Genomic DNA, 18540 nt, shown 5'->3' on the forward strand with positions numbered 1-18540 from the left:
ATCGTATTACTTTATGAACATCTGGTTTGCAAAAATATGGGGAAGGAGCTATGAAATGTGAAACAATTTTTTTCTAAAACTTGTCTAATGGGTTTATTGGTATTGATTCTGGTAGGTTCATTTCAATCTGTGGTGTGGTGTGCTGATTTTGAGCGGCGTGATGTTACATTCAAGAGCCAAGGTTTGGTGTGCGCAGGTTGGTACTATATACCTAAAGATGTAAATCCTGAAACAAAGCATCCCGCAATTGTCATGGCACATGGTTTTACTGGGGTAAAGGAGATGAGTCTTAACAAGTTTGCTGAAAAGTTCGCGGAAGCCGGATTTGCTGTTCTAGTATTCGATTATCGGTATCTTGGTGCTAGTGAGGGGGAACCAAGGGGGCAAATCTTCTATTTTGACCAACAACAGGATTACCGAAACGCTATTACTTGGATATCCCTACAGAAGGAGGTAGACCTTGAGCGTATTGGTATTTGGGGGACCTCGGATAGTGGGGGGCACGTTCTGCATTTAGGAGCCTTTGATAGACGTGTGAAAGCGGTGGTTGCCCAAATGCCAACAATTAACGCCCGTTATCAAAATATGGGTGAGGAAGCTCGAGAACGGAGGGCGGCATTTTATGCTCGCAATCGAGTGGAAGAGTATGCAAAGGGAATCGTGAACTACTATCCTGTAGTCGCGCCTACGGGGCAGCCCGCCTGTCTTCCTCAAAAGGAAGCCTACAATTATTTTATAGAAGCAGCAAAGGAAGCTCCAAATTGGAAAAATCAAGTTACGATAGAGTCACTTGATATTTATAAGGAATTCAATCCGGCAGCGTTTATTCATCTAATTTCGCCAACTCCCTTGTTGATGATTGTTGCCAGTGAAGATATTGTGACGTCGGCTGACGGTGAAATAAAGGCGTTTGAGCGTGCTGGAGAACCCAAAAAGATGGTTGTTATAAAAGGTGATCATTTTTCTTCCTATGAAGGTTCAAGTTTTTCTGAGGCCTCTACAACAGCTGTTGAGTGGTTCGGACACTACCTTAAGCCGTAGTTTGAAATAATAGGTAAGGTATCATAGTTGTGAGTGGCTCAAATGCGAAAGTAGCATTCACGAAAGGAGAATGGTTCCTTACGTTCAAATAGAAGTGGATGAGGAAAATCGACCCTATGTGAACACGAATTTGTGCGTGGGATGTGAAAACTGTTGCCCCCTTGGAGAAGTCGCTATTACTGTAGGACCGGTAAAAAAATAAGGATAAATCGGAGGTAAATAAAATGAAGAAAAATAGGTTCGTTGCATTAATGACCATTCTGATTGGAATCATATGGATTTGCGCCCCAGTTGTTACGGTATCAGCAGAAACAGAACATTCTCTGCAGGTGGAGGCTACAAGTTATATTGTTTCTTCGCAGTGGCTTCCTGCGGGGGACGAGGCAGGACACGTAATTGGTATGACACAACGAGAGGGAGAGGCTATATTCAGTAATGGAGAAACAGCTAAGTACTCAACGGTTTCCACTTTTGATTCCCGCCGTAGTAAGGGTGGAACGGCTCAAGGTTATTCTAAATTTGCTTTTGATGATGGATCTTTGATCGTATTTTCTTGGATCTCAGAAATAATCAGGACCCAAGATGGACTTCCTTTGAATCAGGGACAGGGAACCATTATAAAAGGAACCGGACGTTTCGAAGGTATAAAAGGTGTATCAGCTTTTAGTGGTAAGCAGTTAAAATCTGTAGAGGATGACACAAAGCTCACTTCATTCCAGAATGCGACTATTACATATACTCTTCCATGACAAGTATGATGTGTATTAGTTATAAAAAATGTAGAATAGTTTGCTAGAAGGAGAGTGAGTAGGTTGGTAACTATGGCAAAACAAAGCTCTACCGGACAAGAAAATCTTATCAACAGAATGTATTTTTTAGATAATTTACGGTCGCTTATCATTTTATTGGTAGTGGCTTATCATGCTGCTTTAGCGTATATGGTTCGCGGCCCACAGTGGTATTATGTGATTGACCCCCAAAATGATTTCTTTTTCAATTTATTTGTTATATTCAACGATGTATTTGTAATGCCGGTTATGTTTTTACTTGCTGGATTCTTTGCTATCCGTTCTTTAACACGAAAGGGACAATTGGTATTTTGGCAAGGCAAAATACTGAGGATTGTCATTCCATATTTTGCGGGGATCATATTTCTGGCGCCAGCTATTAACTATATTTATTTTTTAAGTCGATTCGATACACCTCCAGCTTATTTAGATTACTGGGTTAACATTTTTTTCGACTTAGCACGTCAACATGCTCATCTTTGGTTCTTAGGTGTGTTGATCTTGTTTTATCTAGTGTTGTCTCTTGTCTATTATTTTTATAAGCCGTTGGTAAGTGGTGAAGTTAAAACGAGTTTACCGTCAATTAAATTTATTATTGGATTTGGTCTGGTTACAAGTATTGCTTTCTTTGGTGTAAAACAGTTTTTTGATGATTATACATGGATAATGGTAAAACATGTACTCATGTTTCAACCTACGCGATGTATCTTGTATAGTTTTTATTTTGCTTTAGGTATTTACGCCTACCATCAGCAGTGGTTTACTGCTTGTGGATATATGCCTGGAATAAAAATTTGGGGACCAATTGCTATCGTGTTAGGTAGCATCTATACTCAATTTAGAATTATGTTTTGGGCAAAACGGGAGCTTCTAATAGTAATGATTGCTAACGATTTATTGTATTCCTTTTTTTGTCTTTCGGCAGTATTCGCCTTGGTGGCCTTATTTTATCGTTGGATGAATTACACATCCAACATGTTGAACAAGCTGGCGACCAATTCCTACGGTATTTATTTTGTCCACCAGCCGATTCTAATGCTGTTAATCTTAGCTATCCGTGGTTATCAAATAAACGTATTCGTTAAGTTTCTAGTTGTCTCAGTGTTAACGATAGCATTGTGTATTTTCGTATGTGAATTTATTTTATCGAAAATACCATCACTTATTTATCGGGCAAGACCGCACATACTAAGTAAATAGTTTATTCTTACTCGTCTCCACTATACAAATCTATATTTCTTCTGAAATGATAAGAAATAATATTATAACTTTCTAAAAGAATCGCAATAGTGGTATTAAAATTATTGGATATACAAGAACTACGCAGTCTACAAAGTAGCAGTTTATAATTAATTGTTGCTGACTGTAGTAAAAGGGTACTTTACACGTAAAGCGTAAGGTACCCTTTTATGTATTCAAGATGAAGAGTCGATAAAAGGGGATTATTAGTACAGTACTAATAATCTATTAACCAAAGATTTTGTAAATCTGATTATATAGTATCTAAAAGTTAATCCTTACGACCTTGCAGGAATTTTGTCAATCAGCGCGAATTTTAATAAAAGAACTCACAATATTGTTTTTATGCGGGATAAAACATAAAAATTGTCTTGTGTTTTGTAGATTTTTAGATGTCTTTCACATACGGAGGTGTTAAATTTGCGTCGATTTCGTTCTATATTTCTAAGCCTGCTTTTATTTATGATGTTTTTTGTACCTCAAATAAGCATGGCAGAAACGTTGGATAATAATGTACCTGACGCCAGTCCGGCTGCTAGCGTACCTATATTGAAATCAGCTATTTCATTGCCAATGGCAGGGGCTAGGGCGACAAATCAGCTAAACAGTGCTCGATGGTTAGTGCATAAAGATGCTGTTGAGGGAACCAGCAAATTACGACTGGTTATTGATACAAGTGACCCAGTAATAGTTAGTAGTACTTTAGATGGAAATGGCCCACAGTTAGTTCTTGATATAAAAGGTGCAGTAGTGGGAGATGTAGATGATTCGATAACTTTAGACGGTCAAATTGCTGAAAAAGTTAGGTTTATCAAAAAAGATGGTAATAATAGTCAGGCCGTTGTGGACTTACCTGCGATGATTGATGATGGTGATTATAAAGTATTCACTTTGAAGAGTGATACTGCTAATAAGAAATCTTTTCGTGTTGTAGTGGATATTAATAAACCTGTACCTAAGGTAGTATACAACTTTACCCCTGGTCTAAGAAACAAGGTGATTGTGATTGATCCTGGCCATGGCGGTAGTGACCCTGGCGCGATTGGTCCTAATAAAGTGCAAGAAAAAACAGTAACGCTGGCAGTTGCACAAAAGGTAAAAGCAATGTTAGAAAATGCGGGAGCCAAAGTATTGATGACTAGGCAGACCGACGTAGATGTATATGGACCGAATGCCAGTGCAGTCGACGAGTTAAAAGCGAGAACTATCGTTGCCAATAATAATAAAGCAGATGTTTTTGTAAGCATACATATTAATGCTTTTTCCAATCCAACAGTAGGTGGCACGGCTACCTATTATTATCAGAAAAGTAATTATGACGCTTTGTTAGCAAATTGTATTCAAGATGGTTTGGTTGCAACGGGCGGTCTTCAAGATCGAGGTACTTATTCTGCTGGCTTTTATGTAATAAAACGTACCACAATGCCATCAATACTAGCGGAGCTTGGTTTTATTTCGAATCCTGCTGAGGAGAAGCTATTGAGTACATACCAGTTCCAACAACAAATGGCCCAAGGAATTGTTCAAGGATTGGACAAGTTCTTTAGTCAAGCCGCTAAAAGGGGAGGTGGCTTATGATGTTTCGTAAGAGAATATTCCTATTCATTATGTTACTGCTTATGACAGTAATGCTAGGCGGGTGTGATAATACAACTCAACAGCCACCAGTTCCTTTGCAAAATGAAAACCCACAGCAGCAAGCTGCGCCAATAGAGGGAGGTACTGTTACACCTTCTTCAGTGGGACAAGATACGATGAAGATGACAGTATATTATTCAACTAAGGATGCGCTAAATTTAGTCGGGGAGCAGTATGTAGTTCCCAAAAACACTCATCCAGCGCAAACTGCGATGGAGCTATTAGTGGCTGGAACGAAGAACCCAGAATTGATTTCTGTAGTTCCTGCGGGTACCAAATTACGAAATATTTCGGTGAAAGAACATATTGCTTATGTTGATTTTAGTGACCAATTAGTGAAAAATAACAAAGGTGGTTCGGCATCCGAGATCTTACTAGTTGCCTCCATTGTAAATACGTTGACTGAGTTTCATGACATAAAAAAAGTGCAAATTTTGGTTGAGGGTAAAAAGATCGATACCATATCGGGGCATATGGATATTGGAGAACCTTTAAGTCGTTCGGAAAAAATTATAAAAAAGTAACATTTAGATAGCGAAAAAAGCGTGAGTAACAGCAGTAATCTGATTTCAGATTACTGCTGTTGCCTATATACAAGAAGGGTGCATTAAAAACCTAGATAAATGGTGATGATAATAGGTAAGCTTTAAAATTCGTGGAGAATAATAAAAAGATGCAGGAATTTTTTACTATTAGGCAGAATCGTTATATATTTATACTGATTGGGTGGTGACTAAAATGGAGCTGAAGCAATTAGGGGAATTTGCCTTAATTGATCTAATAAAGAAAGATACAATTAAAAATAAGGGGAATGTTGTGTTAGGAATTGGTGATGATGCAGCTGCTCTTTTGCCAAGTCCTGGTCAATTGCAATTAGTAACAACAGACATGTTAGTAGAGCAAGTTCACTTTGATTTACGTACAACCAGCCCTCGGCAGCTAGGATATAAGGCCATCGCTGTAAATTTAAGCGATATTGCTGCAATGGGCGGAATTCCTAGACATGTAGTTGTGTCGATTGCTTTACCCAAGCATTTGTCGGTAGATTTTGTTGTTGCGTTATATGAGGGTGCGAAAGAAATTTGCGAGAAATTTAACGTCAATATTGTGGGTGGCGATACTGTAGCAAGTCCTCAAGGGCTCATTATTAATGTAACTGCAATGGGAGAAGTAGCGCCAGAAAAACTGCAAAAACGATCAGGAGCCAGTGCGGGAGAGCTGCTTGTAGTGACTGGTACCCTTGGTGACTCAGGTTGTGGACTCGATCTTTTGCAAAAAGAAGAATGGAAAAAGTACGACTTTTTTCTACCATTAGTAACAAAGCATTTAGTACCGTTACCTCAGGTAGAAGCAGGGGGGAGATTAGCCTCCTTTGGTACAACCAGCATGAATGATATTAGTGACGGTTTAGCAAGTGAAGTAAATGAGATTGCCAAGGCAAGTCAGGTAGGGATGCGAGTATATCAAGATAAGATTCCATTATCTCCTGAATTGAGGGATGCATCTTCTAAATTAAATAAATCTGGGGTTGAATATGCTTTATATGGTGGTGAAGATTATCAACTGGTCTTTACCATTTCATCTCAGAATTTTAAATTACTATCGCAAAATAGTGATAGGTTAAACCTAACGGTTATTGGTGAAGTGGTTGAAGAACAGCAAGGGGTGAGACTTGTTTTTGAGGATGGCAAAGAAACTCTGCTGGAGCCAAAGGGATACAATCATTTCCGTTAAGCGAGGTAATTAGGAGGAACAATTTTTTATGTTAGAATTTAAAACAACCTCGCCTGAGGAAACCTTTGCATTTGGGCAATGTTTAGCAAAGGTATTGTCGGCGGGACAGGTAGTATGTTTAGTAGGAGATTTAGGAGCAGGAAAAACACTATTGGTACAAGGAATGGCAGCTGGATTAGATATACAAGATGCCATAAATAGTCCAACTTTTACTATTTTGAATGTATATGAAGCCAGCTTTCCTGTATATCATTTTGATTTGTATCGATTAGAGGATGCAGCAGAATTATATGATATTGGATTCTATGAATATACAGAGGGTGATGGTCTTTCCATTATCGAATGGCCAGACAAATTCCCGGATCAATTGCCTGACGAATATTTATGGATTGAAATAAATTCGGATTTTGTAAATAATGGCGGTAAGGTAAATGAGCGGGTGATACGTATTTCTGCTCTTGGTACTGCTTATGAACACATTTGTGAGGAGCTGAAACAGATATGCCCATTCTTGCCTTAGACACAGCTACCTTAGTATCCAGTGTCGCTTTAGCGACGAATGATACATTGTTAGCTGAGATTACATTACAAACAAAAAAAACGCACTCAGAATTATTAATGCCCCATATAGTCAAACTAATGGACATGGCAGAAGTAGCAAAGAGTGATATTAAAGCAGTTGCTGTTAGTATTGGCCCAGGGTCCTTTACTGGTCTGAGAATTGGTTTATCAACGGCCAAAACCTTGGCTTATGCTTTGAATATTCCTCTTGTAGGGGTGCCAACTTTGTCAGCGATGGCCTATGGTTGCCCAGTACCAGGGGTGATTTTAGCTCCTATGCTTGACGCACAAAAAGGCAATGTATACCAGGCCTTATTTGAATGGCAGCAGGGTGAGTTAAAGGAAATTGAACCTGCAGCTGTAATACATGTGGATGTTGCATTGGAAAAATTAAGCCAGCTGGATCGTCCCGTTATTTTGCTTGGAGAATCTGCTGTGATGTATAAAGAAAAAATAAAGCAAATAGGCAAAAATTTAATAGTAGCAGCACCTCATATTATTATTCAACGAGCAAGTAGCGTGGCTGGCCTAGGGCATAAATTAATAGCACAAGGCATACAGCATGATGTTATGAACTTGGAGCCTGTATATGTTAGACGTTCTGAAGCCGAGGTGTTGTGGGAACGTCGTCATGGAATCACAGTATGAATTCAATTTCCATAAGGCGTATGAATGCCCTAGATATTGATGGTGTACTCGCTGTGGAACAGCAGTCGTTTATTACACCTTGGTCACGTGAGGGCTTTGTTAATGAGATGAATAATGATTTATCCTATTACTTAGTAATGGTTGAAGCAGGTCAGATTATTGGGTATGCGGGTATGTGGCTCATTGTTGATGAAGCGCATGTTACCAATGTGGCAGTTTTACCAACACATCGAGGGAGAAAACTCGGAGAACAGTTAATGACTGCTCTTATCGAACATGCTAAAAAACGGGGAGCCCTTCGAATGACACTAGAAGTGCGCGCATCAAATGAGGTTGCTCAAAATCTGTATGGGAAATTCGGTTTTGTGCCACAAGGGAGAAGGCGTAATTACTATGTTGAGACAAAGGAAGATGCAATTATTATGTGGTGCGATTTCCCATAAGAAAAGACTTGGTTTGTGCCAAGTCCTCGGACGCAGGCAGAAGCCTTAGTCGTTCTTACTTGGAATCAAGAAAGTGTTATACTTTCTGATTCCGTAAAAAAAGAGCCACTTGCGTGGCTAATAGGGTGATTGATGATACTTACAATATGTAGCAGAGAATAAAAGTGTGACAATACTTTTAGATTGCGTCAGATAGAAGAAAAGATGGAGGCCATTGTTTTGGAAAAAATGCAAGAAAAACGCAAACCTTGTTTAACACTGGCTTTAGAAACCAGTTGTGATGAAACATCCGCAGCTGTAGTGGCTGATGGACGTGTAATTTTATCAAATGTCATTTCCTCTCAAGTACCAGTACATCAAAAATATGGAGGAGTAGTTCCGGAGATTGCCTCTCGTAAACATATCGAAAATGTGATTCCTGTAGTTGACCAAGCTCTGCGTGACGCAGGTGTAACATTTAACGATATTTCAGCTATAGGTGTTACTTATGGTCCAGGTTTAGTCGGAGCTTTGCTGGTTGGCGTGTCCGTTGCCAAAGCCTTATCTTTTGCGACAGGTATCCCATTAGTTGGGGTGAACCATTTAGAAGGGCATATTTTTGCTAATTTTTTAGCTCATACTAAGTTAGAACCACCTTTTATGGCCTTGGTTGTATCAGGGGGGCACACTTCCTTAGTGCATGTCAAAGGGTATAACGAGTTCGAATTGTTAGGTCAAACCCGAGATGATGCTGCGGGTGAAGCCTTTGATAAGGTAGCAAGAGTTATGAAACTGCCTTACCCGGGTGGGCCTTACATTGATCGTTTAGCCCTGACAGGAAATCCAGAAGCCATTTCTTTTCCCAGGGCTTTACCTGGAAAAGATAGCTTTGAATTTAGTTTTAGCGGATTAAAATCAGCAGTACTTAATTACTTGAATAGTGCTGCTCAAAAAGAGGAAGAAATAAACACGGCAGATGTAGCTGCTAGTTTTCAAGCTGCTATAGTAGATGTATTAATCAGCAAGAGTTTACAGGCGGCAACGAATTGTGGTGTAAAACAAATCGTCTTGGCTGGAGGAGTGGCTGCCAATAGCAGCCTTAAAGCGAAAATGGAAAGTGCATGCCAAAAGGCGGGCTTTTCTTTATATTTCCCAGATATTATTTTATGCACAGATAATGCGGCAATGATTGCTTGTCGGGCTTATTATCAACATCTCGTTGGAGATTATGCGGACTTACATCTGAATGCAAAGCCTTCTCTAAAATTAGGTAACCGGTAGAAAGGGCTTCCATTACATAAAAGAAAGCGCCCGTAGCCAGTAACAAGGAATTTTTAAGGAATAAGTGGAATAAGTATTTATAGTATTTTACATACAGTAGTAAGAATAGATGGAGGTATATATGGGAGTGGCTGGAGATGTTTGTCGGAAAATAACTGCATTAGCTCCTGCGCAAATAGCAGTATTAGACAATATTTGTGCAGTGTTAGGACTGGCGAGTGATCTAGCTCATGCTCAGGTTACCTTATATGCTAAGGCACGAAATGAAAATTTCCTGGTGATTGCTGCCCAGGTAAAGCCAAATACTAGCTTTGTACAACACAAGCCGAATTTACTTGGGAGTACCGTTTATGCTTCTGAAGAGCCGCTTATTTGGCGCAGCATTTCTAAAGGCGAAGCAATTCATGGACAACGTGAATGGGCACTTGGCATGTGGATGGAAATGCAAGTCTATCCTGTACGGGATGCAAGTGGTAACGTAATTGCTGCTATCAGTTTTGAAACCAGTTTGGAAGAATCTCATATGGAAGGTCATCAATTGCTTGTAGAGACTGCTCAACTATTACTGTCAACAGTGAAAATACCAAGTAGTAGTAAGTATTATCGATCTTTATCAGCGAGTGATGGTATTTTGATAATCAACGAACAAGGAAAGATTGTTTTTGCTAATTCAACAGCAGAGAGTATTTATAAGGTTTTAGCTGTAGGGTGTATTGTCGGAAGGCGCATTTATGATCGTCAGGCCAATATGGGATTAGCCCAGAAGGCTATAACAGTGCAAGAACCTTGTGAGACTGAATTAACTGCTGGAAATATGATTTTAGTACAAAGGGCCATTCCTATTGTCGTTAACCGGGTAAGTGTCTGCACAGTGATGATTTTGACAGATGTTACCGAATTAAAAAAGAAAGAAAAAGAGTTACTAATAAAATCTGCAGTGATTCAGGAAATACATCATCGAGTAAAAAACAATTTACAAACCATTGCTAGTTTGTTAAGGTTACAAGCAAGACGCACTAAATCACAGGAAGTAAAAGCAGCTTTAAGGGAAAGCGTGAACCGTATTTCCAGTATATCCGTTGTTCATGAATTTTTATCACAGCAAGATGCAGAGTTTATTGATGTGGCAGAAGTCGCAAAAAATATTCTCGATTTAGTCATACAAAACATGCTAGAACCCGATTTCAACCTGCAAACTATTTTCAATGGGGAAACAGTAGTATTCCCTTCTGAACAAGCTAGTAGTTTGGCACTCGTCATCAATGAACTCATTCAAAATTCAATAGAACATGGTTTTATTGGCAGGCATGAAGGTATCATTGGGGTTGACATTACGACGATGGAAGACAAGTATAAAATTGAAATATATGATAATGGAATTGGCATGCCGCCAACATTTAATCCACAATTATCGAATAGTTTAGGATTGCAGATTGTACGTACTCTTATTGAAAGCGATGTTGGCGGGAGTTTTGAAATGTATACAGATCAAGGTACCCATGCTTGTATTACCATTCCCCGTAAGGTGGAGGGAGGAGTTTGAAAATGGAACCATTGCGTATTGTAATTGCAGATAATGAATCCATTATTCGAATGGATTTAAAGGAAATTCTAGAAGAGGCGGGTCATACAGTAGTAGCTGAAGCTTCTGATGGTTCACGGGCCGTTGATTTGGTTCGTCAATATAGACCTGATTTGGTTATCATGGATATTAAGATGCCGGAAATGGACGGTATTACAGCTGCCAAAATAATTTCTAACGAAAAACTTGCACCGGTATTATTACTTACAGCCTTTAGCCAAAAAGATATTGTGGAAAAAGCCAAAGATTCAGGGGTTTTGGCTTATTTAGTTAAGCCTGTGAAAGAAGTTAATTTATTCCCTGCAATGGAAATTGCTTTATCACGCTTTCAAGAATTTGCCGAATTAGAACAAGAACTAGAAAATGTAAAACAGTCTCTGGAAACTAGGAAGATTTTAGATCGTGCAAAAGGAATACTAATGGATGCATATAACTTGAGTGAAACAGAAGCATATAGGCGCATTCAACAATATAGTATGAGTAAACGCAAAGCAATTAAAGATGTGGCTGAATCCATAGTGCAAGCAGCAACTAAGAGAAATTAAGCGTGAAAAAGTAGGCGAATTTATATTTTTTAAAAAAAATACTGATTTTTACCATGAAAACACTTGCTTTTTCTTGCTGAATTTTATATCATAAATTATGTGATTAGCACTCGCTAGCATTGAGTGCTAACAACGTTGCTACTATAATACACATCATGAAGGAGGATATTTCAATGATTAAGCCATTGGGTGACAGAGTCGTCATTAAGGTCTTAGAGGGTGAAATGAAAACAAAAAGTGGTATCGTATTACCGGATACTGCAAAAGAAAAGCCACAAGAAGGAGAAATTATCGAGGTTGGTACTGGTAAAGTGTTAGAAAACGGCCAACGTATTGCTCTTGATGTAAAAGTTGGCGATAGAATTATATTCTCCAAGTACGCTGGTACAGAAGTGAAATTCGAAGGACAAGAATATCTGATTGTAAGCGAAAGAGATATTTTAGCAGTTGTACAATAATAAAAATTAATTAGGGGGATTACATAGAATGGCAAAGCAAATTTTATTTGATGAAGATGCACGTCGCGCGCTAGAAAGAGGCGTTAATGCTCTGGCAAATGCAGTAAAAGTAACACTAGGACCTAAGGGTCGTAATGTTGTTCTTGACAAAAAATTTGGTGCTCCTACCGTTACAAACGATGGTGTAACAATTGCTCGTGATATTGATTTGGAAGATCCGTTTGAAAATATGGGTGCGCAACTGGTAAAAGAAGTTGCTACCAAAACGAATGATGTCGCAGGCGATGGTACTACTACTGCAACTTTATTGGCACAAGCTATGATTCGCGAAGGTATGCGCAATGTAGCAGCAGGTGCAAACCCTATGATTATTAAAAAGGGTATCGAAAAAGCAGTAAAAACTTTAGTAGAAGAAATTAAAAAATCTTCTAAAAAAGTGGAAACCAAAGATGCTATTGCTCAGGTTGCTTCTATTTCTGCAGCTGATGAAGAAATTGGTAACTTAATTGCAGAAGCTATGGAAAAAGTAGGTAAAGACGGTGTTATCACTGTTGAAGAATCCAAAGGTATGGGAACTAACCTTGATGTAGTTGAAGGTATGCAATTTGATCGTGGCTACATTTCCCCATACATGGTAACTGATACTGACAAAATGGAAGCGGTCTTAAATGATCCTTATATTTTGATTACAGATCGTAAAATTGGTGCTATTGCAGACTTACTTCCTACTTTGGAAAAAGTAGTACAACAAGGCCGGGAACTTTTGATCCTTGCTGAAGATATCGAAGGCGAAGCATTAGCAACCTTGGTTGTGAATAAATTACGTGGTACATTTAAAGCCGTAGCTGTAAAAGCTCCTGGTTTTGGTGATCGTCGTAAAGCTATGTTAGAAGATATTGCTGCTTTAACTGGTGGTACTGTTGTTACAGAAGAAATTGGTCGTAAGCTTGATACTGTTGAGCTTGTTGATCTTGGTCGTGCGCGTCAAGTACGTATTTCTAAAGAAGAAACTACGATCATTGATGGTGCTGGCGATGTAACTCAAATTAAAGCTCGTGTTAGTCAAATCAAAACACAAATCGAAGATAGCACTTCAGATTTCGATAAAGAAAAATTACAAGAACGTCTTGCTAAATTATCTGGCGGCGTAGCTGTCATTCAAGTAGGTGCTGCTACAGAAGTAGAACTGAAAGAAAAGAAATACCGTATCGAAGATGCTTTGAACGCAACTCGCGCTGCTGTTGAGGAAGGTATTGTCGCTGGTGGTGGTACTACTTTCATTGACATAATTTCTGCTCTTGATAGTATTCAAGCAACTGGTGATGAAAAGACTGGTGTTGATATTGTAAGACGTGCTATTGAAGAACCAGTACGTCAAATCGCTAACAATGCAGGTCTTGAAGGTTCCATCGTTGTTGCAAACGTGAAGAAAGCTGGTAAAGGCATGGGCTTCAATGCATTAACTGAGCAATATGTTGATATGATTGCTGCAGGTATTGTTGATCCAGCAAAAGTAACTCGCTCTGCACTGCAAAACGCAGCCAGCATTGCAGCTATGGTATTAACTACTGAAACTTTAGTCGCTGACAAGCCTGAAAAAGACGGTGGCGCTGCTGCTGCTATGGGCGGCATGGGCGGCATGGGTGGCATGGGCGGCATGGGCGGAATGATGTAATATAAGCCTCAAACCCCTTTGCAGGAACGGGTTTGTCCGCTGATGTACATCGAATGCTAACATTTTGCTAACATAAATGTAGAAGTTGCGCGCAAGTTAGAAACTTGCGCGCAACTTCTTTTTTATTTTATCTTCATAAATTCTCCTTTTCCTGCATACATACTATTGTAGCGGCGGAAGGGGGACGGATATGGTTTTAAATCTAAGACGTTTATTTAATCGTAGACATTTATTTTATGGGATGATAGGACTTTTTGCGATTAGTGCGGTTTATATTCAAGTGGCGGAACTTATTGCATCAGGACCTATGGCGATTGCTGGTACTCGGACTGAACGTAAAGTGGTAGCATTAACCTTTGATCATTCTTGGGGCAATAAGTTTACCCCCTCAATATTGGATACATTAAAACAGCATGATACGAAAGTAACATTTTTTATTATGGGGCCTTGGGCTAAGAAGTATCCAGATGTGGCAAAACGTATGGTGACAGATGGACATGAAATCGCAAGTCATGGTTATCGCCATGAAAATTATGGTGATAGAACAAGAGAATGGGTTAAGGAAGATATTGAAAAATCACATGAACTGATAAAAGAAGTGACTGGTGTAGATGCTACGTTAATTCGTCCACCAAATGGTCATTATAGTCAACAATCTTTAAAAGTAACAGATGAATTAGGATATAAAACCATTATATGGAATATTGATTCTTTGGACTGGAAGAATCCTGGTCGCGATGTTATTATCGAAAGGGTTATGAAGCGTTTGAAACCTGGAGGGATTATTCTTATGCACGCATCTGATACTCCAGTTCAGACAGCGGAAGCATTACCTATTTTGTTAGATAAAATAAAGGCCGAAGGTTATGAAATTGTCACTGTGGGCCAACTGTTAAGTCAACACGCACAAAATGGGATACTTAGGCATTAAAAGATTGCTTTATAGCAGTCTTATTTTTTTTCTGATTGGGCAGGGAAACGGTAATAATACCGCGAAGAATAATAAGTTGCATAACTTGACAAAGTAGTATGATAAACTACATCATATGATGATGAGGTGTCAAAAAATGAATTTGATAGATAAAGCCGTAAAAAAGGTAAGCAGCGGTGAACGCTTGCATTTTACGGAAGCCTTAGCCTTATATCAGGATAATGATATTCTAAAGCTGGCTAGTCTGGCACGCAGTGTCAAAGAGCGTAAATCAGGTAATTATGTGTATTATAATGTGAACCGACATATTAATTTAACTAATATTTGTGTATCAGGCTGCCCTTTATGTGCCTTTGGCTGCAAAGCGGAAGAGGAGAGGGCTTATGTTATGGAAAAAGCAGAGGTAATCCGGATTGTACGTCAAACAGTAGAAGATACCCCTGACCTTAGTGAAATACATATGGTAAGCGCACTACATCCAGACAAGCCTTTTTCCTATTATCTTGAAATTGTCGCCGCAGTAAAGGCTACCGCACCTCAGGTTCATTTAAAGGCCTTTACTCCTGTAGAAATTGTACATTTTTCCAATATTTCTAAGTTAAGTATTAAGATTGTGTTGGAACAATTAAAAGCTGCAGGTTTAGATTCTTTGCCAGGGGGTGGGGCGGAAATTTTAGATGACAGTGTTCGTAAGGTGATATGTCCTAATAAAGCTACGACGGCTGAATGGATAAAGGTTATTACTACAGCCCATTCTTTAGGACTGCCCACAAATGCCACCATGCTATACGGGCATATTGAGACCATAGAACAACGTATACAACATCTCATTACATTACGAGAAATTCAGGATCAAACAGGCGGGTTCCAGGCTTTTGTGGCCTTTCCTTTTCATCCTGCCAACACGGGTCTTTCTGAGTTAGAACGAGTAGCCTCTTGGGAAGATTTAAAAATGATTGCCCTTGCAAGAATTATTTTGGATAATTTTGATCATGTAAAAGCCTTTTGGATGATGTTAACATTACCTATTGCCCAATTAGCGCTAGCCTTTGGGGCAGATGATCTAGATGGTACAGTGGTAGAGGAAAGGATTATTCACGCGGCAGGTGCTACAACTAAAACAGGCATTACAAAAAAAGAAATCATTCATTTCGTCGAGGAGACGGGTTACCTTGCTGTGGAACGAGATACTTTTTATCATCCACTAAAAATATCGAGTGGAGTGAAAATAAATGCATGAACCGAGTTTAGGAAATATTAATTTTATTAACTGTTTACCCCTTCACTATGGATTAGACCATGGTGGCTTTGGGCAACATGTTCATATACAGTCAGCTACCCCATCAGAACTCAATAACTCTGTTATTACTGGGAAATTAGCCGTGAGTCCAGTGTCATCTATTATTTATGCACAAAACAGTGAAAATCTTGTGCTGATGCCTGATGTATCAATCAGTGCCAATGGGGCATTAGAAAGTATTGTATTGGTATCAAAGGTTCCAATTGAAGAGCTAGGTCAAGCTCGTATTGCCTTGACAGCAAAATCAGCTACTTCCCATGGTCTGCTAAAAATTATTCTGCATCATGGGTATCAAGCTGCTCCAGAATATTTTATTAGTCCATTATCACTTACTGAAGGAGTACTTGATCAGGCACAGGCGGTCTTATTTATTGGCGATGATGCTCTTACAGCGTATCATAATCGTGTGCCTAGCTACTATTACTATGATTTAGGAGCGGAGTGGAGGAAGTTAACAGGACTTGCTATGGTCTATGCGGTATGGGTTGTCAATCGAAATTTTTCCATCTTACAGGCGAAGGCCGTACAAATGTTATATGAAAAGGTGACAGGCGGGTTTGCCTATGGATTAGCTCATATAAAAGATGCTGCGGATACGTTGTGCGGTAAATTTCCTTTGACAGCGGCGCAACTCATACATTATATTGGTCTTCTCAATTATCAATTTACTCCTGCTCATGAGGAGGCATTATTAACTTATTATAAAATGGCATATGGTCTAGGGTTGATCCCTATCGTGCCAAAGCTTGAATTTGCGAAGGTGATACGATGAATAAAATGCTTACAACAGAAAAAGCCCTAGAGATGTTGTCTACTAAAGATGTGTTAGAGCTGGGTCAGGCTGCGAATAAAGTGAGACAAGAAATGCATCCAGATAATCTTGTCACCTTTGTTATTGATCGTAATATTAATTACACGAATGTATGCACCAGTGAATGTCGTTTTTGTGCTTTCTTTCGCACAGAAGGGCATCCGGATGGGTATACCCTATCCAAGGAGATTATCTTTGAGAAACTGAAAGAAACCATCGAGGCAGGGGGAACCCAGGTAATGTTGCAAGGTGGTCTTAATCCTGCTCTAGGATTAAATTATTATATCGACTTGCTGACCTTTATTAAAAAGAACTTTGACATTGTCATTCATTCCTTTTCTCCAGCAGAGATTCTACATATTGCCAAGAAAGAAGGTATCTCCATCACAGAGACCCTGGTAAAGTTAAAGGCAGCAGGTCTCGATTCTCTGCCTGGCGGTGGCGCTGAAATTTTAGTGGACGAGGTCCGCCAAAGGGTGAGCCCTAAAAAGATTAGTGCTAGTGATTGGCTTCTGGTGATGGAAGCAGCTCACCAAGTTGGCCTGGAGACCACAGCCACTATGGTAATTGGTATGGGTGAGACGTATGCCCAGCGTATGGAACATATGGAGAAAGTACGTACTCTTCAAGAAAAGACGGGAGGATTTCGTGCCTTTATCATTTGGTCTTTTCAACCGGGAAATACACAGATGGGCGGAGAAAAAATTTCTGCATGGGACTATTTAAAAACATTATCGATAGCCAGGTTGTATTTCCATAATATTAAACACATTCAGGGTTCATGGGTGACGCAAGGACAGAATATTGGACAATTGACATTGGCTTTTGGTGCTAATGATTTAGGGAGCATAATGCTAGAGGAGAATGTGGTCAAAGCCGCAGGTACATCTCATCAAATGACAATTGACAAGATGCTCAGTTTAATTCGCGAAACAGGTAAAAAACCAGCGCAGCGTGATACCCAGTATAATATAATTAAAACTTTTGAGTAGAGAGTGAATCTCTAATACATGAGAAGGATGGGTTAGATAAGATGGATTTACACGTTGAATATGCAGTGATTGGTGGTTCAGGAACCTTATCCAGTAATTTTCCTTTGGGGGCTGAAGATCCTGGGGTTATATTGATTGATGATGATTTACAATTTGCTACACCCTATGGATTAAGCCCTGTGTTTAGGTTGTTCAGTGTAGATGATAAGCAAGTACTCACTTGTAAGATGCATGGCTGGCGTAGTGGGGTAAGCAGGGCTGATGCATCACGTCAGATTTTTTGGGTTTTTCGTAAAGCAGGTGTAAAACGTATTATTAGTGAAGGTGGCGTAGGAACCGCGAATCACTTGTTAGATCCTCGTGATTTTGTAATTCCTGATGATTATCTTGATTTATCTGTACGCAAAGACGTAGAGCTAGATGGAAAATATTTGCTAATTATGCGTGATGCCCTATGTTCTGAAGTGCGTAGTACGTTAGTAAAAGCCACTGGGAAAAATTATAATGGACGTATTTTTACAAGAGGAATCTATGCCAATACGGATGGACGCCATTTTGAGAGCCCCGCAGAAGTTGCGATGATGAAAGGTCATGCAGATATTATTGGACAAAGTATTTGTCCAGAAGTGTATTTAGCAAGGGAAATTGGGGCATGTTATGCTGGGCTTTACTTTGTAGTAAACTATGGAGAAGGGCTAGTAAAAGAATGGTCTCATCAGGATTTAAAAGACATCTTCTATGATGATGCGCCCATGGTAAGTCGGATTATTTTGGAGACAATTCGCAATTTATCAGCAGAGGGAAAATGTAGTTGTCGTGATTTAAGAAAAGAAACTTTGCTGAAAGGCATTTACAATAAGTAGCATTATGTGCTATATTTTGATTTAATATCTA

19 protein-coding genes are annotated in these 18540 nt (G+C 39.3%); all 19 read left to right on the top strand.

Going from position 1 to position 18540, the window contains the following annotated elements:
- Positions 1–57: 57 nt before the first annotated feature.
- The 19 genes from UFO1_RS06365 (at position 58) to UFO1_RS06455 (ending at position 18509) form a co-directional block, all read left to right on the top strand.
- Positions 58–1041 carry an alpha/beta hydrolase gene (locus UFO1_RS06365; protein WP_051788849.1) on the top strand — a complete coding sequence of 328 codons (984 nt, stop codon included), beginning with the start codon at positions 58–60 and terminating at the stop codon, positions 1039–1041.
- A gap of 224 nt (positions 1042–1265) precedes the next feature.
- Positions 1266–1790: a hypothetical protein gene (locus UFO1_RS06370; RefSeq protein ID WP_038669263.1), complete on the top strand. Its 525-nt coding sequence runs from the start codon at positions 1266–1268 to the stop codon at positions 1788–1790.
- 72 nt (positions 1791–1862) lie between these two features.
- On the top strand, positions 1863–3029 hold the full coding sequence (locus UFO1_RS06375) for an acyltransferase family protein (RefSeq protein WP_144390866.1): 1167 nt from the start codon (positions 1863–1865) through the stop codon (positions 3027–3029).
- Between the two features lie 450 nt (positions 3030–3479).
- On the top strand, positions 3480–4646 hold the full coding sequence (locus tag UFO1_RS06380) for an N-acetylmuramoyl-L-alanine amidase (RefSeq protein WP_236639343.1): 1167 nt from the start codon (positions 3480–3482) through the stop codon (positions 4644–4646).
- Positions 4643–5230, top strand: a complete 588-nt coding sequence (locus UFO1_RS06385) for a GerMN domain-containing protein (RefSeq protein WP_236639344.1) — start codon at positions 4643–4645, stop codon at positions 5228–5230. Before UFO1_RS06380 ends, UFO1_RS06385 begins: the two co-directional genes overlap by 4 nt.
- 214 nt (positions 5231–5444) lie before the next feature.
- Entirely contained in the window at positions 5445–6440 is a 996-nt protein-coding gene (gene thiL / locus UFO1_RS06390; RefSeq protein WP_038669272.1) for a thiamine-phosphate kinase, read from the top strand.
- 28 nt (positions 6441–6468) lie between these two features.
- Positions 6469–6960, top strand: a complete 492-nt coding sequence (gene tsaE / locus UFO1_RS06395) for a tRNA (adenosine(37)-N6)-threonylcarbamoyltransferase complex ATPase subunit type 1 TsaE (protein WP_038669274.1) — start codon at positions 6469–6471, stop codon at positions 6958–6960.
- A complete protein-coding gene (gene tsaB, locus UFO1_RS06400; RefSeq protein WP_038669277.1) occupies positions 6942–7649 on the top strand; it encodes a tRNA (adenosine(37)-N6)-threonylcarbamoyltransferase complex dimerization subunit type 1 TsaB in 708 nt (235 codons plus the stop codon). Before tsaE ends, tsaB begins: the two co-directional genes overlap by 19 nt.
- Positions 7646–8092: a ribosomal protein S18-alanine N-acetyltransferase gene (gene rimI, locus UFO1_RS06405; protein ID WP_038669280.1), complete on the top strand. Its 447-nt coding sequence runs from the start codon at positions 7646–7648 to the stop codon at positions 8090–8092. Before tsaB ends, rimI begins: the two co-directional genes overlap by 4 nt.
- A 228-nt stretch (positions 8093–8320) precedes the next feature.
- Complete coding sequence (tsaD, locus tag UFO1_RS06410; protein ID WP_038674968.1) at positions 8321–9352, top strand: tRNA (adenosine(37)-N6)-threonylcarbamoyltransferase complex transferase subunit TsaD; 1032 nt, start codon at positions 8321–8323, stop codon at positions 9350–9352.
- A 121-nt stretch (positions 9353–9473) separates the two neighbouring features.
- Positions 9474–10895, top strand: coding sequence for a histidine kinase N-terminal domain-containing protein (locus UFO1_RS06415; RefSeq protein WP_038669283.1), 1422 nt, complete (start codon positions 9474–9476; stop codon positions 10893–10895).
- Positions 10896–10897: 2 nt separating this feature from the next.
- The gene (locus UFO1_RS06420; protein ID WP_038669286.1) at positions 10898–11479 is read left to right on the top strand and encodes an ANTAR domain-containing response regulator; all 582 of its coding nucleotides are present in this window, start codon (positions 10898–10900) and stop codon (positions 11477–11479) included.
- Between the two features lie 173 nt (positions 11480–11652).
- Positions 11653–11937, top strand: coding sequence for a co-chaperone GroES (groES, locus tag UFO1_RS06425; protein ID WP_038669289.1), 285 nt, complete (start codon positions 11653–11655; stop codon positions 11935–11937).
- A 28-nt stretch (positions 11938–11965) separates the two neighbouring features.
- A complete protein-coding gene (gene groL / locus UFO1_RS06430; protein WP_038669292.1) occupies positions 11966–13612 on the top strand; it encodes a chaperonin GroEL in 1647 nt (548 codons plus the stop codon).
- A gap of 190 nt (positions 13613–13802) precedes the next feature.
- Entirely contained in the window at positions 13803–14543 is a 741-nt protein-coding gene (pdaB, locus tag UFO1_RS06435; protein WP_038669294.1) for a polysaccharide deacetylase family sporulation protein PdaB, read from the top strand.
- A gap of 136 nt (positions 14544–14679) precedes the next feature.
- Complete coding sequence (gene mqnE, locus UFO1_RS06440) at positions 14680–15783, top strand: aminofutalosine synthase MqnE (protein WP_038669298.1); 1104 nt, start codon at positions 14680–14682, stop codon at positions 15781–15783.
- Positions 15776–16615 (top strand): menaquinone biosynthetic enzyme MqnA/MqnD family protein, encoded by an 840-nt coding sequence (locus UFO1_RS06445; protein ID WP_038669301.1) that lies wholly within the window; start codon positions 15776–15778, stop codon positions 16613–16615. Before mqnE ends, UFO1_RS06445 begins: the two co-directional genes overlap by 8 nt.
- Positions 16612–17646: a cyclic dehypoxanthinyl futalosine synthase gene (mqnC, locus tag UFO1_RS06450; protein WP_038669304.1), complete on the top strand. Its 1035-nt coding sequence runs from the start codon at positions 16612–16614 to the stop codon at positions 17644–17646. The genes UFO1_RS06445 and mqnC overlap by 4 nt, the downstream gene beginning before the upstream one ends.
- Positions 17647–17687: 41 nt before the next feature.
- Positions 17688–18509, top strand: a complete 822-nt coding sequence (locus UFO1_RS06455; protein WP_038669307.1) for an MTAP family purine nucleoside phosphorylase — start codon at positions 17688–17690, stop codon at positions 18507–18509.
- Positions 18510–18540: the final 31 nt, after the last annotated feature.

It is taken from the genome of Pelosinus sp. UFO1, assembly GCF_000725345.1.
Classification (GTDB): domain Bacteria; phylum Bacillota; class Negativicutes; order DSM-13327; family DSM-13327; genus Pelosinus.